This window comes from Collimonas sp. OK307 (genome assembly GCF_900113705.1).
In the GTDB taxonomy this organism is placed as follows: domain Bacteria; phylum Pseudomonadota; class Gammaproteobacteria; order Burkholderiales; family Burkholderiaceae_D; genus Collimonas.
The window spans coordinates 53,711-74,012 of the sequence record NZ_FOQI01000013.1 but is presented as its reverse complement, the minus strand read 5'-3'; the positions used below and the strand labels follow the sequence as shown (position 1 = coordinate 74,012).

Here is a 20,302-nt window from a genome sequence, read left to right as displayed (position 1 = left end):
TAATTTCCTGCTCAGCTATAAATTAATGCATATACATCCATGTATATGCATACTATAGATAAAATTCAGCAGATGTCAACTGGCTTGTTGTAATTTGATCTGGGGATCTAACGGATTCCAACGGCGGGAAATCGCCGCCGCTTGGTGTAAAGTGCGAAGGTGGAAAGAAATCAGCAATGCCTCATCAACTTGAGGCAGCACAAATACCCTATTTAGTGAAGAAATCGAATATGCAGAAAATAGCGACATGGAACGTCAACTCCCTCAAGGTGCGCTTGCCACAAGTGCTGCAATGGCTGGCCGATAACCCGGTGGACGTATTGGCCTTGCAGGAAACCAAGCTGACGGACGACAAATTCCCCGCGGCGGAAATCGAGGCAGCGGGCTATCACGTGGCGTTCAGCGGCCAGAAGACCTATAACGGGGTGGCCCTCCTGTCGCGCCATCCGATTACCGACGTCGTCAAGAACAACCCGCGCTATGAAGACCTGCAGCAACGGATCATCGCCGCCACTATCGACGGTATGCGGATTGTCTGCGCCTATATTCCGAACGGCCAGGCGCCTGATACGGAGAAGTATCAATACAAGTTGGCTTGGCTGGACGCCTTGCACGACTGGTTGCAGGACGAGTGCAAGCAACATCCGAAACTGGCCTTGATGGGCGACTACAATATTGCGCCCGAAGATCGCGATGTCCATGACCCGGCTGCATGGGTCGGGCAGAACCTGGTGTCGCCGCCTGAGCGCGCCGCATTTGTCCGCTTGCAGGGACTGGGGCTGACCGATGCATTCCGCATGTTTGAACAGCCGGAGAAACTGTTCAGCTGGTGGGATTACCGGCAGATGGGATTCCGCCTGAACCGCGGCATGCGGATCGACCATATCCTGCTGTCACCACCGTTGGCGTCGCGGTGCAGCGCTTGCGTGATCGACAGAGTGCCGCGCAAATGGGAGCAGCCGTCTGATCATGCGCCGGTAATCGCTACGCTGGATTAAACGCCGCGTAGGGTGGCACGCATTTGTGCCCAACCTACGTAAAAAAAGGGCTGTTGGCGCATAAACGCCAACAGCCCTTTTGTTTTTGCTATCTACCGATTACTTGGCTGCAGCAGCGCGATTTATCAGGAAGGTGGTCAACAAAGCCACCGGCCGTCCGGTTGCGCCTTTGGCTGCGCCGCTCTTCCATGCCGTACCGGCGATGTCCAGATGGGCCCAGGTGTATTTCTTGGTGTAACGCTCCAGGAAACAGGCTGCGGTAATGCTGCCACCGGCAGGGCCGCCGATATTCGCCATGTCGGCAAAATTCGACTTCAGCTGCTCTTGGTAGCTATCTTCGATAGGCATGCGCCATGCGGTGTCGCCGGTCGCCTTGCCGGCGCTGAGCAACTCGTTCGCCAGCGCATCATGCGCGCTGTCGTGACGGGTGAACAGTCCGGAGTTATGGTGGCCGAGCGAAGTCACGCAAGCACCGGTCAGTGTCGCGATATCGACCACGGCAGCCGGTTTGAAGCGCTCGACGTAGGTCAGTGCATCGCACAGCACCAGGCGGCCTTCGGCATCGGTGTTCAAGACTTCGATAGTCAGGCCCGACATGGAGGTGACGATGTCGCCAGGTTTGGTGGCGGTGCCGGATGGCATGTTTTCGGTGGCAGGGATGACGCCGATCACATTCAATTTCAGCTTCAGTTCAGCGATGGCGCGCATTGTGCCCAGCACCGAACCGGCGCCGCACATGTCGTATTTCATCTCATCCATGCCGGAACCGCCCTTGAGCGAGATGCCGCCGGTGTCAAAGGTGATGCCCTTGCCGACCAATACCGTCGGCGCATCTTTGGCTTTGCCGCCCAGATGCTTGATGATGATGAATTTCGGCGCTTCGCCGCCGCCGCGTGCAACCGACAGGAAACTGCCCATCTTCAAGGCTTCCAGCTGTTTGCGGTCGAGTACTTCGACTGTCAGCTTGAATTCCTTGGCCAGCTTCTTGGCTGTGTTAGCCAGGTAAGTCGGGGTGCAGACGTTGCCGGGCAGGTTTCCCAGTTCCTTGGTCAGGTCGATGCCGTTGGCCAGCGCCAGGCCTTGCGCCATAGCTTCCTTGGCAACCGCGGCTTGGGCGGTCGCGACCAGGAAGGCGATCTTCTTGATGCCGGATAATGTTGTCTCTTTCTTACTTTTCAGAGTGTCCGAGCGGTAGCTGTTCTCGCGCAGCACCAGGATGCTGTTACGAATGGCCCACGCCAGGTCGCGTTCCGGGGTTTGCTTGGCTATGCCGTCGAACGGCAATGCCAGCAAGGCATCGTTGCCGCCCAGGGTCGACAGAACACGCGCTACGCACAAGGCTGCCATCGACATGACCTTGTCGCTCAGCTCGCCGTCCGTGCCGAGACCGATCAACAGGACGCGCTCAGCGGCGACGCCTGCGACCTTGCGCAGCAACAGGGTGGAGCCTGGTTTGCCGGAAATATCCCCCGACTTCAGTGCAGCAGTGATTTCACCAGATTTGTCAAGAGCTTGCGCTTGTGGCGAAAGTTTCTTGTTTTCATAGATCCCGACTGCGATACAGCCAGCTTTCAGAGAGGCAATTGAGGTTTTTGCGTCATTGGTTTTTATGCTAAAGTCCATCACTTACTCCTTTTTTGATCCGCAATTATATTCCCCAATGATCTTTCAGCGCGCACTCCGACGCGAATTAATTAGCACCGCCGGTGCAGTTTTTACTACGCTCTTCACAATTATCATCACGGTGATGCTGATCAAGATTCTGGGACAAGCAGCCGGAGGACAGATTGCGTCTCAGGACGTGGTCGCGCTGATCGGTTTCCAATCCTTGAACTACATGCCGATCCTGCTGATCCTGACCGGCTATATCTCGGTGCTGCTGGTGGTTACGCGCAGCTATCAAGACTCGGAAATGGTGGTCTGGTTTGCATCCGGCCTGAGCCTGGTGCGCTGGATCCGGCCGGTATTGTTGTTCGGCCTGCCCATCATCGCCCTGACTGCCGTCCTGAGTTTTGTGGCTACCCCGTGGGCCAACAGCCAGAGCGCGCAATACCGTGAGCGTTTCGAGAAGCGTGAAGACATCTCCCGGGTTTCGCCCGGCAAGTTTCAAGAGTCGGCGGCCGCTAACCGGGTCTTCTTCGTGGAGGGATTTTCCGGTGATAGCAGCAAGGTGAAAAATGTCTTCGTGAATACCCAGCAAGACGGCAAGAACAGCATCGTGGTAGCGCAGGAAGGCAATATCGAGCTGGATAAAAATGGCGATAAATTCCTGATTTTGTCGAAAGGGCGCCGCTATGATGTCCTCTCCAGCCAGAACGAATTCCGAGTCATGGAATTCGAGCGTTACGGCGTGCTGGTGGCCAGTAATTCACAAGCGGTGAATGGCGACAAATCGGCACGTGCATTGCCGACGGCAGATTTATTAAAAGATCGCAACGGCTTCAATATGGGTGAGTTGCTATGGCGTTTGTCGCTGCCGTTCATGGCGTTGTGCCTGATGTTGCTGGCCATACCGCTCAGCTTTGTGAATCCGCGGGTGGGGCGTTCGGCCAGCTTGCTGATTGCACTGTTGCTGTTCATTACTTATAGCAACGTGACCAATATCTTCCAGGCCGCAGTAGTGCAAAGCCGTATGTCGTTCGGATTTGCCTGGTGGCCGATGCATCTGGTGGCGCTGATCATCATCTGCTTGCTGTTCCTGTGGCGCCTGAACGTTAATAGCCGCTGCCATCCGCTGGTGATGTGGTCTGCGATCAAGCACGCGCGCCTGCTTAAAGACAAGAATTCGAACAAGAATCAGAACAAGAATACGGCGGCAACATGAAGGTCCTGCAGCGTTACTTTACTTCCGAGATTGTTCGTTCCGTCTTGTTCACGCTGGCAGCGTTTCTGGCGCTGTTCGCATTCTTCGACTTGATGAACGAATTGCCGTCGGTTGGCCGCGGCGGCTATAAATTGCAGCACGCTTTCCTTTTCGTCGTGCTGGGCATGCCGGGCTATGCCTACGAACTGATGCCGATTGCCGCGCTGATCGGTACCATCTACACCTTGTCGCAATTCGCTGCACGGTCCGAATTCACGATCATGCGGGTCTCCAGCATGTCGACCATGATGACCGCCAAGATCCTGCTCAAGATCGGTCTGCTGTTTGTGGTGGCGACGGTATTGATCGGCGAATTTGTTTCACCTAAAAGCGCGGAAATTGCCGAGAAGGTGAAGTTGCAATCCAAGGGTTCTTCGATTTCACAGAAATTCAAGACCGGCTTGTGGAGCAAGGATGTGATACGAGCCGATGGCACCAGCGGCGATATCGTCGGCTCGCGGTTTATCAACATCGGCGAGATTCGCCCGGACGGCCAGCTGGTCGGCGTCAAACTGTATGAGTTTGACCGCAACCTGCACATGACCGCGCAGATTCAGGCCGGCAAGGCTGAATATCAGGGCCAGCATGTCTGGCGCATGGATGATGTGGTGCAAACCGATTTCGTCAACGGTACGTCGACGGCAGAGATTACCGGTTCGATCGGCATCAAGAAATTCCCGACCAAAGACCTGGTTTCGGAAATTACGCCGGAGATCCTGTCGGTACTGTTTGCCGACCCGGACCATATGTCGGCATACAATTTATGGGCTTATTCCCGGCATCTGGCGGAGAACAACCAGCACTCCGAGCGCTACGATATCGCGTTCTGGAAAAAACTGGTGTATCCCTTGTCGGTACTCGTGATGATGGCGTTGGCCTTGCCGTTTGCCTATCTGCATTTCCGTACCGGTGGCGTGAGCCTGAAGATATTTACCGGTATCATGATCGGTGTCAGCTTTCAATTGGTCAACACGCTGTTTTCGCATCTCGGCTTGCTCAATACCTGGCCGCCCTTTTTCACGGCAGCCTTGCCGAGTACCATCTTCCTGTTGATTGCCATCGGCGCTTTGTGGAAGATTGAGCGGCAGTAGTTAAGCCGCACTAGGTGGCGCCGCATCACGTTTTGTTTGGAGGTCGGGTCGTTCATGTCTCAGTCTGCACGTCAGTCCATACGGCGCCAGGCCATTATCCTGTTCGCTCACGGCGCCCGCGATCCCAACTGGGCGGCGCCGTTCTTGTCCCTGCAACAGCTGATCCAGCAACAGCGTCCGCAGTTGCTGGTCAGGCTGGCTTTCCTTGAACTGATGCAACCGGATTTGCCGCAACTGTTGCAGCAACTGGTTGCCGATGGTGTCAATGAAGTTAGCGTGGTGCCGGTGTTCCTGGGGCAGGGCGGGCATGTACGGCGTGATCTGCCGGCACTGATAACGCAGGCTCAGCAACAATATCCGCAACTGGCAATCACGGTGGCGCAGGCGGTCGGCGAGCAGCCGGACGTGCAGCGTGCCATCGCCGAATACTGTATTTCTACTTTGCCGCCGGGATAATGCTGGTGGATGTCTGCTTTCCCTTTAACTGCAGCCACGCGATAAAGTCTGCAAGTGCCGGATCCTGGTGACTCGGGCGGTACAGCAAATGAAACCCTTTGTCTCGCAGCAGCAAGCCTGGAAACAGCGGTAACAAGCTGCCATGCGCAAGATCTTCCTCGATCATGGCCAGCGACCCCAATGCCACCCCGAGATCGGTGAGCGCTGCTTGTAAACTTAAGAAGAAATGTTCATAGATCTGGCCGGATAGCTGGCCTTTGACCGGCACGCCGGCCTCACTAAACCAACGCGTCCAGCTTTCCGAGCGGGTCGATAAATGCAGCAACGAAGCTTGCAGCAAATCCGCAGGGGTCTTGCATGGGTGTTGCTGCAGATAACGCGACGACGCCACCGGCGTCAGCACATCATCCAGGAACCGTACGCACTCATACTCGGCGCGATGCATCGGGCTGCGTCGTATAAGTACATCGAACGGTTCCTTGAGAGCGTCTACCGCAACGGTCGACGTCGTGACGCGAATCTCGACCCGCGGATTTTCTATCTGAAACGACGACAAGCGCGGAATTAGCCAGCGCATCGCCATCGACGGTGTGCAGCTGACACGGATGATACGCACCTTGCCGGTATTGAGCAGCTGTTCAGCCGCCAGGGAAATGCGGTCGAGGCCGGCTTTGACGTCGGCAAAAAACACCCGCGCTGCCGCGGTAGGCTCGACCCCGCGCTGCCCTCTGACAAACAAGGTCTGGTCGAAATGCTGTTCCAGTAATTTGATTTGCTGGCTTACCGCGCTGTGCGTCAGGTGTAGCTCCGCCGCCGCCAGCGTCAGGCTGCCGGTGCGCACCACGGCTTCGAATACGCGTAACGGCTTGAGGGGTGGTAAACGTGTTTTCATGTTAAAAAAACTTATATTTCAAATAGATAATGTCGCTTCAGGAAAAGCCTGGATCCATCTATTCTACAGTCATGGCAAAGAGACAGAAGCCGGTAGAACTAATTTATCCATTCATCGATTGAGGTTTGGCATGGCATTTTCCAACAAATTTTCTAATATCAACGCACAGATTTTCCCAGGCTTGTCGTGGCTGCAACGGGTGCTGGCAAACAGTCGAGCCGGGGCGACGGATGCGGAGCAGGCCTATCTTGCAGCAGCGCTGGATCATCAGGATCTGGAGCGGCGTTTGCAGGTGCTGGATTGCCGCCACGGGTCGGTGCTGCATACATTGCGTGTAATGAAGATCAGTTCTTACTGATGCCATTTTATGCGCGCGGTGGCTGTTGTTATGCAGGTCGATGAAGCATGTTTTGTCTTGAAAGTAAAGGGTTTTTACTTGACAGAATAGCTAGCTGGAAATATAATCCTTAACATTGCATCACTTGGAGGTCCATATTTTGGACAGTTGTTCTAGTAGTACACGTGGATGGGTCCTCAGCCCGGCACATAGCGCATAATCTTTAGCAGACCTCCCTCCGCTACAGCTTGTGCTTATATGCGAGCTGTAGTATCCCGGTAAGATCGTCGCGGCAACATCGACGCGACAAAATGGCGGCAAATATCGAAACAGATATTGTTTCAAGATATTGTTTTAGATACGCGCCGCAGCGATACTCCCATCCGTTTTTTGCAAGACCGTTTTTCGTGCTGCCATTCGGCGGATTGCGTACGGCCATGTGTTTGCCTCGTGCATTTGCACGGGGCGGCCACCTGCTATGGCAAACCGTCTGGTAATACCGGCTAACGAAAATTGGAAATTGGAAGTGGGAAGGAAATCACCATGCCATTCAATAAAGTGCGTGCCTTTTTTAACAAGTATCGTTTCGCCGCAACCAAAGATAGTCACGAGACAGCTTTGCCGTATCGTATCGTGACCACCTGCCGTACCTCGGAAGTGGCCAAACTTGAAGAGCTGATGCGTCAGCTGTTGTCTGCCTATGACGTAACTTATCAAGGCAGCGAGCCGGCTGTGCAGGCGCATCTGACCAGCATCACGGTTGAAGTGATGTGCTCGGTTCGTGAACGTGGCGGACTGGTGCAATTGGTCACACGTGTGGCGCGGGAAGTCAGTGTCCGTAGCGTGCAGTGGGAAAGCATCCCCCAGCGTTCGGCGCGCTCTGCCCAGGCCAGGCCAGCATCTGCATCTTCTGCCGCGCACGCTGCGGCGCTGCCGGCATAACCAGGAGTAAGTGAAATGGACTGTTCCAGTTGTCCGATATCGATATATCGGACCAAAAAATCAGCAGCAAAAAATAGTAAAGCAGTTGTGTGCCTGCAGTTGTCCGACCCCATCTAGCTATCCTCACTTTTCCGGTGTCGATTGGCCAGGCTGGACAGCTTGCAATCGACTGGCGGAATGTCTTCGTCACAGTCGTCCGCGCCACCGCTTTACATGTTGACACTGTTTCCTGCAACGGAAACACCGCATGAAAAAGGTGAAATGATGACTATCAAAAAATTACTAGGTATTGCATCGGGAAACCGCAAGGGCGGCAACGCCGGCAACTGGACTTTTGGCTGGACGCCAAGCCAGGCCTCGGCACTTTCCGGCAATGCGAAATCAAACAATGTTAAGCGTGACTTCGCTCAGGACAATCGCCAGGTCGGTGTGTACGGTGTCCTGGCCACACGTAGCAGCCGGTAGCGGCACCGGACGCTGAACGCGATCCGATAAATCATGGTGTAGAGGTTTTCTTGCCGCCATTTGTTATGGCGGCGGGGAACCTGTTATTTGAATTAGATATGAATGCGATAGTTTTGCGGCTATACGGCATCGGGGATTTTCAGAAGATGCGCGGTACAGCCGATGTCGCAGGTAAGGAGTAAGTAATGAAAATGAAATGGGAATTTTTGAATAAGAGAGTTGCAGTATTTTTTGTATTGACCGTGGCTGCCATCGGCTTGGTCGGCTGGATCAATGTTCTGTCACCCGAAGACCGTCCGGACGAATCCGGCCAGGTTCTGCAGAAAGCGCTGGCGTCACAAGCGCACGTCAAGCCGATCGTGCGCTAGGGGCCTGCCGTTGTTGGTCGATTTCAATCGGCTGTTGCGCACGACTGGCCAACGCCTCGCCGATCATCACCAGCACCGGGCCTTCGCATTGCTGCAAGCCGGATTCAAGTGCATCAAGACGCAGGCGCAGGATACGCTGGTTATCGCGGCTGCAGTTTTCCACCACCACCACCGGCGTTGAAGCGGCCCGCCCCTGTGCCAGCAATCGCTGGGCGGTAGCCGCAGCTTCGCGCCCGCCCATGTATTGCACCAGTGTGTCGCAATTGGGGATATTGACCTGATCCGATTCGCCGGGCGCGGTGCTCGACGTAAAGAAGGCAACACTGCGTGCGACTCCGCGTTTGGTCAGCGGTTGCTGGGAAGTTGCAGCCGCAGCCAATGCAGCGCTGATGCCTGGCACAACTTCTACCTCGATGCCATGCTTTTCCAGCGCCCGTAATTCTTCATCGGCGCGGCCGAACAGCATCGGATCGCCACCCTTCAGACGCACTACCAGTGCGTATTTACGGGCATTGTCGACCAGCTGCTTGTTGATGAATTGCTGTGCGGTGGAAAGCTTTCCGCAACGTTTCCCGACGGCGATTTTCAAGGCTTGCGGGCACAGTGCAAGCATCTCTTCAGTTACCAGGGCGTCATGCAAGACTACATCGGCTTGCGCCAGCAATCTGGCGCCGCGCACTGTAATCAGGTCGGCCGCGCCCGGGCCGGCGCCGATCAGGTAGACCTTGCCATAGGTGCCGGCGCTGGTCTGGTTGCTGGAGTGAGTAGCTTGCATGGCTTGCCTGTCCAATCTATCGCTGTCAGTCGAGCCGAATCATGCCGGCGGCCACGGTCTGATGCGTTACTTCGTCAATCAGGATAAACGCACCGGTAGCACGGATCGCATCGTAGGAATCGGCAGCGATGGCTTGCTGCAGATTGAGCGATACGCGGGCGATGTCGTTCAGCTTGAGCGACTCGGCCGGACGCCTTTCCTGGGTATTGATGTCGAGCAGCGTATCGATCTTGGTGATGCGCGCCGCGACTTGTTTGGTGCTGTGCTTCATCCAGTACTTGCGGCGCAGGTCGAGCGTGTCTTCCGACAGCCAGCAAATATCGGCGCTGAGGGTTTTCAGCAGCGCCGGCGCACGGTCGACGGAAGTCAGCATGTCGCCGCGTGAGATATCCAGGTATTCGTCCAGCAGCAGGGTAACCGATTGTCCCACTACGGCCGATTCCAGCGAGCCTTCGAGCACCCGGATGTCCTTGACGGTAGCGCTCTGGCCGCTAGGTTGCACCACCAGCTTGTCGCCCTTGTGGACTTTACCGGCTTCGATGCGACCCATGTAGCCGCGGAAATCATTCGCTTCGTGGCCGTTGTGACGCGCCACCAGCTGCACCGGAAAGCGGAACGGTTCGTCATGCGATTCGTCGTAGACGCTGAGCGATTCCAGCAGCGCGATCAAAGTCGGTCCCTGATTCCAAGGCATGTTATCGCCTGGCACAACCACGTTGTCGCCAGCCAGCGCCGATAGCGGGATAGGGCGCACGTCGCGTAAGCCGAGTTGCTGGGCAAATTCCTGATAAGCGGCGACGATACGGTCGTAGACAGTCTGGTCGTAGTTCACCAGATCCATCTTGTTGACGGCGACGATCACGTGCTCGATCTGCAGCAGGTGGGCAATCGTCGAATGGCGTTTGGTCTGGGTCAGCAGTTCAACGCTGCCGTCATCGCCGAGCTTTACTTTGGAAACGTCGATCAGGATGATGACGGCATCCGCGGTAGAGGCGCCGGTCACCATGTTGCGCGTGTATTGTTCGTGGCCCGGGGTGTCGGCGATGATGAATTTGCGCTTCGGCGTGGCGAAATAGCGATAGGCGACGTCAATCGTGATGCCTTGTTCGCGTTCGGCTTCCAGACCATCGGTCAGCAACGACAGATCGATGGTGTCGCCTACTGTACGTTTGTGCTTGGCGCGCGAGATGGAGTCCAGCTGGTCGGCAAAAATGCCCTTGCTGTCAAACAGCAGGCGGCCGATCAGCGTACTTTTGCCGTCATCCACCGAACCGGCGGTAATGAAACGTAACAGGCCACGCTCCAGCGGTACATGGCTGGTGTTCGTACTCGCGGATACAGTAGCTTCAACAGTATTGGTTACAACGGCGTTCATCAGAAATATCCTTCTTTTTTGCGTTTTTCCATTGATGCTTCGGAGGTCTGGTCATCCATCCGGGTAGCGCCGCGTTCGGTAATCTGGGTCACTGCAGTTTCAGCGATGATGGCTTCGACCGTCGCCGCATCGGATGCCACCGGGCAGGTGCAGGAAATGTCGCCGACAGTGCGGAAGCGAACTTCGCGCATCTCCACCACTTCGCCTTCTCTTGCGGGCGTCAGGTCGGTCAGCGGCACCAGCAAGCCGTTGCGCGGGATCACCTGGCGTTGATGGGCAAAATAGATCGGCGGCAGTTCCAGCTTTTCGCGGGCGATGTATTGCCAGATATCCAGTTCGGTCCAGTTCGAAATCGGGAATACCCGCATGTTTTCGCCCGGATGAACGCGGGTGTTGTACAGGTCCCAGAGTTCAGGGCGCTGTGCTTTCGGGTTCCATTGACCGAATTCGTCGCGAAAAGAAAAAATGCGTTCCTTGGCGCGTGCCTTTTCTTCGTCGCGCCGGGCGCCGCCGATGCAGGCATCGAACTTGTGCTCGGCGATCGTTTCCAACAGAGTCACTGCTTGCGCAGCGTTGCGAGAATCGGTTTGCGGATTGCGCAGACGCACCGTGCCGCGTTTGATCGAATCTTCCACTGAACCGACGATCAGGCGCTCACCCAGTTCAGCAACGCGTTTGTCGCGGAACGTGATGACTTCCGCGAAGTTGTGGCCAGTGTCGATATGGACCAGCGGGAATGGGAATTTGCCTGGACGGAAAGCTTTTTCTGCTATCCGCAACAGGACAACAGAGTCCTTGCCGCCTGAGAACAGCAGCGCAGGATTGCTGCACTCGGCCGCCACTTCACGCATGATGTGGATCGCTTCCGATTCCAGCCAGTCCAGATGGCGGTTGGCGGCTTTATCCAGGAAAAAATTTTCAACAACTGTGTTCATATCGAGTCTTGTCCGGGTCTGTGTTTTTTTAACGATTCGTCAACGATTCATCAATGATGCGATGCTTCAGGCGTTCTGCTGTGGTTCTGCTGCGACCGATTTGATGCGAATCAGTTTGCCATCGACCACATGCAAGCCGCATTCTTTCGAATCCGGGTTTTCCCACCACCAGCGGCCGGCGCGTACGTCTTCGCCGGGCTGGATAGCGCGGGTGCACGGTTCGCAGCCGATCGACGGATAGCCTTTGTCGTGCAGCGGGTTGTACGGCACACCATTGCTGCGGATGTATTGCCAGACGTCGTCCTCCGACCAGTCGGCCAGCGGATTGAATTTGGCCATGCCATGCGCTTCATCCTGCTCCTGCACATGCAGTTCAGCACGTGTCTGCGACTGCGCGCGGCGCTGGCCGGTGATCCATGCCTTGTTGCCGGCGAGGGCGCGGTTCAGCGGCTCGATCTTGCGGATCCGGCAGCATTCCTTGCGCATCTCTACGCTGTCGTAAAACGCGTTCAAGCCGTTTTTTTCAACATAGGCAGCGACAGCTTCAGGTTGCGGCCGATATGGTTTGACGTCGTAATCGTAGGTCTCTTTGATACGGTCCAGCATGCCGAGCGTTTCAGCATGCAAGCGCCCGGTTTCCAGCGTGAAGATGGAAATCCGGTCCTGCAGCTGACCGCGCAGGATCAGATCGGTCAGCACCATGTCTTCGGCCGCCAGGCTGGAAGCAAATACCGCTGGCGTATATTCGGCGGCGATTTTTTCCAGGGTTGCCTTGGTGGCGGCGATCAAGTCCGGTAGCGATGTGGTTGGGCTGCTCATGATTAGTCCTGGGTGACTGCCTGGCGTTGCACGCGGCGGAACAGCGGCGTCTTCTCGTCCCACGAAGTCTGGTATTTTTCCGAGAAATCGGTCAAGCCTTTGAGGGCATCATTGATGTCCTTGTCGGCGCGTACGGCAAAGGCATCGAAGCCCACGCGCTGCATGTAAAACAACTGATCGCGCAAGACGTCGCCGATGGCGCGCAATTCGCCGTTATAGCCCAGGCGGGTACGCAGGTTGTATGCGATCGAATAACCGCGGCCATCGGTGAATTTAGGAAAATCGACTGCGATCAGGGCGAAATGGGCCAGATCTTCTTTCACACTATCCGCCGGCGCATCGCTGCTGAGCCATACGCCGATTTCCGCACGATCCTGCAATTGCGCGCGCTGGGCTTGCCAGACGCTGAACGGCACAATCACTTTACCGGCAGGGATGCTGACGCTGTCGGCGCTTTCGCCTTCATTCAGGCGCAGTACGCTCCATTCGTCGGCAATGACTTCGCGATTCTTGATGATATTAATAGACACAGGCATCCTCTCCATGGGTATGACCCGTCGGGATCGGGCTAGCGTAGACAAATTCCTTGAACGGCGTAATGCCCAGGCGTTGTACGGTATCGATAAACAGTTCGTCCTCGTGGCGCTGCTGCACATAGACATTCAACAGACGCTCGATCACGACAGGCATTTGCTGCGCCGAGAACGATGGCCCGATGATCTTGCCGATGCTGGTGTTGTTGCCTTGCGCACCGCCGATGGAAACCTGATACCACTCGGAACCGTCTTTATCGACACCGAGGATGCCGATATTGCCGACGTGATGATGACCGCAGGCGTTGATGCAGCCCGAGATATTCAGTTCGATCTCGCCAATATCATGCTGGAAATCGAGGTTGTCGAATTTTTCAGCGATGGCTTGCGCGATCGGGATCGATTTGGCATTCGCCAGCGAGCAAAAATCGCCGCCAGGGCAGCAGATGATATCGGTCAGCAGGCCGATATTCGGCGTTGCCAGGCCATGTGCCTTGACTTCTTGCCATACCGTGAACAAGTCGCTTTGCTTGACGTCGGCCAGCACCAGGTTTTGCTCATGCGTGATGCGTACTTCGCCGAAGCTGTACTGGTCGGCCAGGTCGGCGACGAAATCCAGCTGGGCGGCGGTGATGTCGCCAGGTGGCACGCCGGTTTTCTTGACCGACAGGATCACTGCAGCATAGCCGCTTACTTTGTGTGCCTTGACGTTGCGCAGCAGCCAGTTGGCGAAAGCCTTGTTTTCGGCCTTGTGTGCTTCGAATCCGGCATCGCTAGCCGGCAAGGTTTCATACGGCGGCGGCACGAAATACTGGGCGATCCGCTGCAATTCGTCTACTGTCAGTGTTGCAGGGCCATCCTTGATGTCAGCCCATTCGGCTTCGACCTGGCGAGCGAATTCTTCCGCACCAAGTGCTTTCACCAGGATCTTGATACGCGCCTTGTACTTGTTGTCGCGGCGGCCGTGCTGGTTGTAGACGCGCAGGATCGCTTCCAGATACGTCAACGCGTGCTGCCATGGCAGGAATTCGCGGATCACGCTGCCGATGATTGGTGTACGGCCCATGCCGCCGCCAACCAGGAAGCGGAAGCCGACTTCGCCTTCTGCGTTCTTGACGACGTGCAGGCCGATGTCATGCACCGCAGTCGCGGCGCGATCTTGTTCGGAGCCGCTGATGGCGATCTTGAATTTACGCGGCAGGAATGCGAATTCAGGATGGAACGTACTCCATTCCCGGATGATTTCAGCGTAAGGGCGGGGATCGATAATCTCGTCCGCAGCGACACCAGCCAGTTCATCCGAAGTAGTGTTGCGGATGCAATTGCCGGAAGTCTGGATCGCGTGCATTTCAACCGTCGCCAGTTCCGCCAGGATGTCCGGCGACTGTTCCAGGTTGATCCAGTTGAACTGGATATTCTGGCGTGTCGTGAAGTGGCCGTAGCCGCGATCGTAGGTGCGGGCGATATGGGCGAACATGCGCACTTGCGGTGTGGACAACATGCCGTAAGGCACCGCGATGCGCAGCATGTAGGCATGACGCTGCATGTACAGGCCGTTTTGCAGGCGCAATGGCAGGAATTCTTCTTCAGTCAGTTCATCCGACAAACGGCGGCGTACCTGGTCGCGGTATTGGGCGACCCGTTCCTTGACTATCAGGTGATCGTATTGATCGTAGCGATACATCTTCGTCTTCCTTATGGGTTGTGGCCAGCGTTGTCACCTAACAATGTGATCACTCAACTCGCCACGCCTTGCTTCGAAACAGGTACTGGACTGTTACAGCGACTACCAGCCCGTATTAAATAAATCAATCTCAGTAAATCAACTTTACGGCAACGCTGGTCAAGGTCAAGGCCAGCAATGCACGCAGAATTTTTTCCGGCACGGCCCGCGCCGCCAGCGAACCGATAGTGATGCCTGGTACCGAGCCGAGCAGCAGCGCGCCCAGCAGATTCCAGTCTATCGATCCCAGCCACCAGTGGCCGAGGGCGGCAATCGCCGTCAGCGGCACGGCGTAGGCAATGTCGGTGCCGGCAACTTCTGCCGGCGACAGGCGAGGATACAGCAGCACCAGGATGGTGGCGCCAACCGCGCCGGCGCCGATCGACGATATGGTGACCAGAATGCCAAGAGTCAACCCTGCCACGATGGTCGCTGCGGCCAATTTCTTGCCGTGCAGATGTTTTTCCGGATGAGCATTCAACCAATGCTGGAGTTTACCTTTGAACAGCAGTGCGACCACTGTCAACAATACCGAAACGGCGATCGAATAACGGATGACCTGGCCGATTTCGGCGCTGATGCCGCCCAGGAATTTGAGTGTCAGGGCGGTGGCGACGGCTGCCGGCAAGGCGCCCAGCGACAGTAATTTGACGATGTCCCAACGCACGGTGCCGCGCGAACGGTGAGCAACGGTACCGGCGACCTTGGTCACCGACGCAAATGCGAGGTCGGTGCCAACAGCAACGCTGGGATGGATGCCGAACAGCAGGGTCAGCAAAGGCGTCATCAGCGAGCCGCCGCCGACACCAGTCAATCCCACCAATAATCCGACGGCAAAACCGCTCACTACATAAGAAACAGTCATATCACCTCGTACGAAACACCTCGAATCGTAATAAACTTCGCATATATCTCCAACTACAGACTATTTATTTGCTTATATGCGTATTTGATATATGTAAATACGGCAAATATGTTTGTTTTGGTCGGGGATGCACTATACCGTTGTTTTTTAGTAATATGCCGGTGTGGTCTTTTTATTAATTCTCTGGCCGTGCTGAACAGATTCTTATTTAAAGAAAAACCAAGGAAAATCCATGAATCTCCATCAGTTCCGTTTTGTCCGTGAGGCGGTGCGCCAGAATTACAACCTGACCGAGGCGGCCAAGGCGCTGTATACATCACAGCCGGGCGTCTCCAAGGCGATTATCGAGCTGGAGGAAGAACTGGGTGTTGATATTTTTACACGCCATGGCAAGCGTATCCGCGGATTGACCGAGCCGGGGCGGGCGGTCTTGAAATCGGTCGAGCTGATCATGCAGGAAATCGACGGGCTGAAGCGTATCGGCAACGAATACGCTGCCCATGACAGTGGTAGCTTCACGATTGCCACCACGCACACCCAGGCGCGTTATGCGTTGCCTAAGGTAGTGCAGGCGTTTACCTTGAAGTTTCCTAAGGTGCGCTTGTCTTTATTGCAAGGTAATCCGAGGCAGGTTGCCGATATGGTGCGTAATGACCAGGCCGATCTGGCATTGGCGACTGAGGCTATTGTCAACGCCGACGGGTTGGTGACCTTGCCTTGTTATCAGTGGGAGCATGTGGTGGTGGTGCCGCCGGATCATCCGCTGTTGCAGTCTAAGGCGATTACGCTGGAGGAAATCGCTGCGTTTCCTTTGATTACTTACGATAGTGCGTTTACCGGGCGCACCAAGATCGATCATGCATTTTCCTTGCGTAACCTGAAGCCGGATGTGTTGCTGGAGGCGATCGACGCCGATGTCATCAAGACTTATGTCGAGCTGGGCATGGGGGTGGGGATTATTGCTGGCATGGCGTTTGATGCGGAGCGGGATGTCGGTTTGCGTTCGATTCCGGTCGGGCATTTGTTTGGCACCAATATCTCGCGGGCTGCGGTTAAGCAGGGGGCATATCTGCGTAGCTACGTTTATACCTTCATCGAGTTGCTGGCGCCGACTATGAATCGCAAGTTGATTGAGCAGGTGATGAGTGGTGAGAAGGATATGTATGAGTTGTAGTTAAAACGGTTGGTACTCCGTGGGTACATGCCGGGGGTAGCCCGGCGGCTAGTCACTTTTCTTGCTTCGCCAAGAAAAGTAACCAAAAGAAGGCGACCGCAAAGCCACTGCCTTCCCTTTGGTCAGGTCCCCAAATGCGGCGCGTGTCAGTCGGGTGGGAAGACCAACTCGCTTCGCTCAAACATGTCTTCCCACAATTCCCGACTGACACGCGCCACATTTGGCAGCGTCCCCATGCGGAAGGCACGCCAAAAGCCGCGTCAAAAACAACCGCACGCAGTTAATTAGGGCCAGAGTCAACTTTCGCAGGCTTTATCGCGAAACTTGACTCTGGCCCTAATTAACGGACGACGGAGTACAAGCGCTAGCACCCCATACCGCATCAACGATAGTAATAAGCATGCGGAGCATAATACCCGCGCGCAGGCACCACCACACAACCACTAACTGCAGTACATAAAGTGATGCCAAGCACCACAAGTCCGATGAGCTTTTTCATTTTTTGGCCTTCTTTCCTGTTTGAATTATCACGAGGTCAGAATGCCATTGAGAGAGTGATACAAGTGCTTCCAGGCGGTGTGAGATGTAAGAGTTTGTGAGGTTTGTCATACTCACTTACAGATGCATCAAACAACGCAGCGCAGCCTGGCTGCGCTGGTTAAAGCCGGCCTTGCTTATTCAGAGATAACAGCTGCCTCAGGTTTCGAGTGCAGGGTGATCGGCGGTACTCTGCTGACTAGCCACAACGCAATCACGGTAACCACGACTGCCAGCCCGACTCCCATGTGAATCGATCCGATCAGCGCCTCGCGCGCCGCTTCCAGCAACAACTGGCCTTGATGGCCGGCATTCGCCAATTGCGCGAGCACGGTGGTCTGGGTCTCATGGCTAATCAGGATTTGCGGATCTGAAAAACTGCTGAACCAGTTCTCAGCCTTATCTTCAGCCAGCGCCTGGCGCACACTGCCTGCGTACATATGATTAATCAACGTGCCGATAATTGCCGTGCCCAACATGCTGCCGATCATGCGCAAGGATTGCATCAGCGCGGTGGCGATGCCCAGGTGCTCGCGACCGGCTTCTTGTTGGATGAAGATGGTCAGGTTCGGCAAAATAAAGCCGAGGCCAAGCCCGCCTGTCAGCATGAAACCGGCGATGACGCCATGCGAGGTCCAGCGGTTCGATATGACGACGCCGAGACAAGATAGCGCCAGTAAAGCATAGCCGATGTACAGCATCACGATTGGATTCTTGATCTTGGTGATGATGCGGCCGTTGGAAATGCTGCCGATCATGATGCAGGCTACCAGCGGCGTGATCAGCAAGCCCGCTTCTTGCGGCGATAGTCCGAACCCGCCTTGATACAGCAACGGCGCGTAAAACATCAGCGAGAACATGGAAAAACCACTCAGCACCGATAGCAGGAACAGGGTCGATAACTTGCGATCGAACAGCAGATCAAACGGCAGGATTGGTTGCGGTGTGTGATGTTCCCATTTCCAGAGCGCAACGAAAGACACGATACTGGCAACCAGCAGACCCAGCATGCTTAACGACAAGCCGTGCTTAGGCAACATTTCGACGAACAGCTGCAAACATCCCAGCGAAGACGTGATCAGCAAGGCGCCGGGCCAGTCGAGGCGGATCTTGGCGTCCGGGTGGGTGTGGCGTAAATGCGGCAGATATTTATAGACGAAGAACAGCGACAGCACGCCGACCGGCAGATTCACGTAAAACACCCAGCGCCAACCCCAGTATTGGGTCAGGAAGCCACCTAGCGACGGCCCCACTGCGGTGGCGATACCGAATGCCGTACTCATCATGACTTGCCAGCGCAGGCGCACGTGAGCGCCGGGGAACAGGTCCGGGATGCAGGCGAACGCGGTGCCTACCAGCATGCCGCCGCCGATCCCTTGCAAGCCGCGGGCAATCACCAGCCACAGCATGCTGTCGGCCATGCCGCACAAGATGGAGGCGGTAGTGAACAACAGGATGGAGACCAGCACGAAGGGTTTGCGGCCATAGAAATCGCCCAGCCGTCCGAAGATTGGGACGGTGATCACCGAAGTCAGTAAATAGGAAGTCGCAACCCAGGCGTATAACTCGAAACCTTTTAATTCGGCAACGATAGTCGGCAATGCGGTGCCGACCACAGTCGAATCCAGCGCCACCAGCATCACGACAAAGGCGATGCCGAGCATGGCAAGTAAAGATTCACGGAAAGGTAAAACCTGGTCGCTCGAGTGAGCAGAGGCGGAATGGATAGCCATATTTGTTGTTTGTCGGCGGATTCGCCGTTTTGGGGAACAGGGCACTAAACCAAATGCAACAAACCTCCATAGCAGGAGATTATTGCAAAGACAAGATGATACGCTTCTTGGCTGTTTTCTGCTGCGTACCGCCAGCGGCCACTTATAATCACGCCCCGACACCTAGGGCCTGTTAACATTTGGTTTGAACCCTCCGGGAACGGCTACAGGCGTCACATGCCGTCGTTACGACGGGGCGGCCATCCGCTCCTTGCCGTAGCACCACTACGTCGTGTCGTCGCGCCTAGGCCTGTAACGCCTGCCGCGCGTTCGCACTCCCAAATCAAATGTTAACAGGCCCTAGTATTCAAACCGATGAAAAAATCACAAACCAAGGCGCTCAACATCGTCGAGCAGTATGGGCAAGCCAGCTTGTCGCCGGAACAGAAAATCTTCAATGCGCTGCTCAAGAAAATTGAGACCGAGCGCCAGTTGCTGGCGGCATGGCAGGAAATGATCCCGCTGCAACATCAGCTTTATATCACCCAGTACCAGCCTCTGATGCGCAGCTACCACCGGTTGGTAGCGCAGCTGGTGCATTTGCTGGACGACGCCTGGTCAGCAAGAGGTTTGAGCAGGCACGACCAGGAAAAGATCAGCCACATCATCTGCTCAGTCAGTGCCGCCATCATCGGCGATAACGACGGTGCGGATTTAAAACGGATATATCGCATGCATGGCGGCAGCGATTTTGATCCCAAGGCAGAGCAGCAGGACGCTGAGGAATCCAGGCATGAGACAGATGCCGACGACAGCGCACACGATCCGCGTAGCGGCGAGCATGCCGGCAAGCGCAAGAAATCGGCCAAGGCAACTGCGAAGGAAGCCCGGCAGCAAGAAGAATTGCACAACGCCAGCCAGTCGGTACGCGAAGTTTACCGAAAGCTGGCCAGCGCCTTGCATCCGGACCGCGAGCAGGATCCCGCGGAGCGCGCACGCAAGACGGTGCTGATGCAAAGGGTGAATATCGCCTACGACAAGAAAGATCTGCTGGGTTTGCTGGAACTGCAGCTGGAAATCGAGCAGATCGACCAGAGCCGGATCAATTCTTTGTCGGAGCAGCACCTCAGGCACTACAGCAAGGTTCTGACGGAACAGTCGGCTGAACTGCGGGACGAGATTACCGGGCTTGAGGCGGAGTTCCGGATGCGTTTTAACTTCGGGCCGCAAGAGGCCATGTCTCCCGCATTGGCGATGCGCCACCTGAAGAGCAGCATCAAGGGCATGCAACAGAATATCAACGCGCTCAAGAGTGACCTGCAGGCGTTTGAAGATGTCAAAAATATCAAAGCCTGGCTGAAAAGCTATCATATTTAGGCAATTAATTGGCAGTAGGCAATTTTCCGGCAGAGACATTCTGCTATCCCTGCCTGCGCCGCTTT

The 20,302-nt window shown here is 55.6% G+C and carries 20 protein-coding genes; 10 read left to right on the top strand and 10 right to left on the bottom strand.

The window, feature by feature from the left end:
• Positions 1-230 precede the first annotated feature (230 nt).
• Entirely contained in the window at positions 231-998 is a 768-nt protein-coding gene (gene xth, locus BM205_RS16860) for an exodeoxyribonuclease III (RefSeq protein WP_092416029.1), read from the top strand.
• A gap of 99 nt (positions 999-1,097) precedes the next feature.
• Here the strand turns inward: xth and BM205_RS16855 are convergent, their stop codons facing one another.
• Positions 1,098-2,621 carry a leucyl aminopeptidase gene (locus BM205_RS16855; RefSeq protein ID WP_092416028.1) on the bottom strand — a complete coding sequence of 508 codons (1,524 nt, stop codon included), beginning with the start codon at positions 2,619-2,621 and terminating at the stop codon, positions 1,098-1,100.
• Between the two features lie 37 nt (positions 2,622-2,658).
• Between BM205_RS16855 and lptF the strand changes: the two genes are divergently transcribed.
• From lptF to BM205_RS16840, 3 genes are read left to right on the top strand one after another with little or no spacing between them, the layout of a single operon-like run.
• Positions 2,659-3,822: an LPS export ABC transporter permease LptF gene (gene lptF / locus BM205_RS16850; protein ID WP_092416110.1), complete on the top strand. Its 1,164-nt coding sequence runs from the start codon at positions 2,659-2,661 to the stop codon at positions 3,820-3,822.
• Positions 3,819-4,952, top strand: a complete 1,134-nt coding sequence (lptG, locus tag BM205_RS16845) for an LPS export ABC transporter permease LptG (RefSeq protein ID WP_092416027.1) — start codon at positions 3,819-3,821, stop codon at positions 4,950-4,952. The genes lptF and lptG overlap by 4 nt, the downstream gene beginning before the upstream one ends.
• 54 nt (positions 4,953-5,006) lie before the next feature.
• Positions 5,007-5,408 carry a sirohydrochlorin chelatase gene (locus BM205_RS16840; RefSeq protein WP_092416026.1) on the top strand — a complete coding sequence of 134 codons (402 nt, stop codon included), beginning with the start codon at positions 5,007-5,009 and terminating at the stop codon, positions 5,406-5,408.
• Here the strand turns inward: BM205_RS16840 and BM205_RS16835 are convergent.
• Positions 5,389-6,300: a LysR substrate-binding domain-containing protein gene (locus tag BM205_RS16835; protein ID WP_092416025.1), complete on the bottom strand. Its 912-nt coding sequence runs from the start codon at positions 6,298-6,300 to the stop codon at positions 5,389-5,391. The two genes, BM205_RS16840 and BM205_RS16835, sit on opposite strands and share 20 nt — an antisense overlap.
• Before the next feature lie 130 nt (positions 6,301-6,430).
• On the opposite strand from BM205_RS16835, the gene BM205_RS16830 reads away from it, so the two are divergent.
• From BM205_RS16830 to BM205_RS16815, 4 genes are all read left to right on the top strand, one after another.
• Positions 6,431-6,658, top strand: coding sequence for a DUF3563 family protein (locus BM205_RS16830; protein ID WP_092416024.1), 228 nt, complete (start codon positions 6,431-6,433; stop codon positions 6,656-6,658).
• Between the two features lie 522 nt (positions 6,659-7,180).
• A complete protein-coding gene (locus BM205_RS16825; protein WP_092416023.1) occupies positions 7,181-7,579 on the top strand; it encodes a hypothetical protein in 399 nt (132 codons plus the stop codon).
• Between the two features lie 261 nt (positions 7,580-7,840).
• The gene (locus BM205_RS16820) at positions 7,841-8,044 is read left to right on the top strand and encodes a hypothetical protein (RefSeq protein WP_139227300.1); all 204 of its coding nucleotides are present in this window, start codon (positions 7,841-7,843) and stop codon (positions 8,042-8,044) included.
• Between the two features lie 185 nt (positions 8,045-8,229).
• Complete coding sequence (locus BM205_RS16815) at positions 8,230-8,412, top strand: hypothetical protein (protein WP_092416021.1); 183 nt, start codon at positions 8,230-8,232, stop codon at positions 8,410-8,412.
• On the opposite strand, the gene cobA is transcribed toward BM205_RS16815, so the two are convergent.
• The 7 genes from cobA to BM205_RS16780 form a co-directional block, all read right to left on the bottom strand.
• On the bottom strand, positions 8,393-9,187 hold the full coding sequence (cobA, locus tag BM205_RS16810) for a uroporphyrinogen-III C-methyltransferase (protein ID WP_092416020.1): 795 nt from the start codon (positions 9,185-9,187) through the stop codon (positions 8,393-8,395). The genes BM205_RS16815 and cobA overlap by 20 nt on opposite strands.
• A gap of 25 nt (positions 9,188-9,212) precedes the next feature.
• Positions 9,213-10,562: a sulfate adenylyltransferase subunit 1 gene (locus BM205_RS16805; protein WP_175511301.1), complete on the bottom strand. Its 1,350-nt coding sequence runs from the start codon at positions 10,560-10,562 to the stop codon at positions 9,213-9,215.
• On the bottom strand, positions 10,562-11,497 hold the full coding sequence (gene cysD / locus BM205_RS16800) for a sulfate adenylyltransferase subunit CysD (protein WP_092416019.1): 936 nt from the start codon (positions 11,495-11,497) through the stop codon (positions 10,562-10,564). Before cysD ends, BM205_RS16805 begins: the two co-directional genes overlap by 1 nt.
• Positions 11,498-11,563: 66 nt before the next feature.
• Positions 11,564-12,316, bottom strand: a complete 753-nt coding sequence (locus tag BM205_RS16795) for a phosphoadenylyl-sulfate reductase (protein WP_092416018.1) — start codon at positions 12,314-12,316, stop codon at positions 11,564-11,566.
• 2 nt (positions 12,317-12,318) lie between these two features.
• Positions 12,319-12,852, bottom strand: coding sequence for a DUF934 domain-containing protein (locus tag BM205_RS16790; RefSeq protein ID WP_092416017.1), 534 nt, complete (start codon positions 12,850-12,852; stop codon positions 12,319-12,321).
• On the bottom strand, positions 12,836-14,533 hold the full coding sequence (locus BM205_RS16785) for a nitrite/sulfite reductase (protein ID WP_092416016.1): 1,698 nt from the start codon (positions 14,531-14,533) through the stop codon (positions 12,836-12,838). The genes BM205_RS16790 and BM205_RS16785 overlap by 17 nt, the downstream gene beginning before the upstream one ends.
• Before the next feature lie 130 nt (positions 14,534-14,663).
• Positions 14,664-15,437: a sulfite exporter TauE/SafE family protein gene (locus tag BM205_RS16780; protein WP_092416015.1), complete on the bottom strand. Its 774-nt coding sequence runs from the start codon at positions 15,435-15,437 to the stop codon at positions 14,664-14,666.
• Positions 15,438-15,669: 232 nt separating this feature from the next.
• On the opposite strand from BM205_RS16780, the gene BM205_RS16775 reads away from it, so the two are divergent.
• Positions 15,670-16,611, top strand: a complete 942-nt coding sequence (locus BM205_RS16775) for a CysB family HTH-type transcriptional regulator (RefSeq protein WP_092416014.1) — start codon at positions 15,670-15,672, stop codon at positions 16,609-16,611.
• Positions 16,612-17,285: 674 nt separating this feature from the next.
• Here the strand turns inward: BM205_RS16775 and BM205_RS16770 are convergent.
• Positions 17,286-18,881 carry an MDR family MFS transporter gene (locus BM205_RS16770; protein ID WP_092416013.1) on the bottom strand — a complete coding sequence of 532 codons (1,596 nt, stop codon included), beginning with the start codon at positions 18,879-18,881 and terminating at the stop codon, positions 17,286-17,288.
• Between the two features lie 354 nt (positions 18,882-19,235).
• Between BM205_RS16770 and BM205_RS16765 the strand changes: the two genes are divergently transcribed.
• Positions 19,236-20,237, top strand: a complete 1,002-nt coding sequence (locus BM205_RS16765; protein ID WP_092416012.1) for a J domain-containing protein — start codon at positions 19,236-19,238, stop codon at positions 20,235-20,237.
• Positions 20,238-20,302 lie beyond the last annotated feature (65 nt).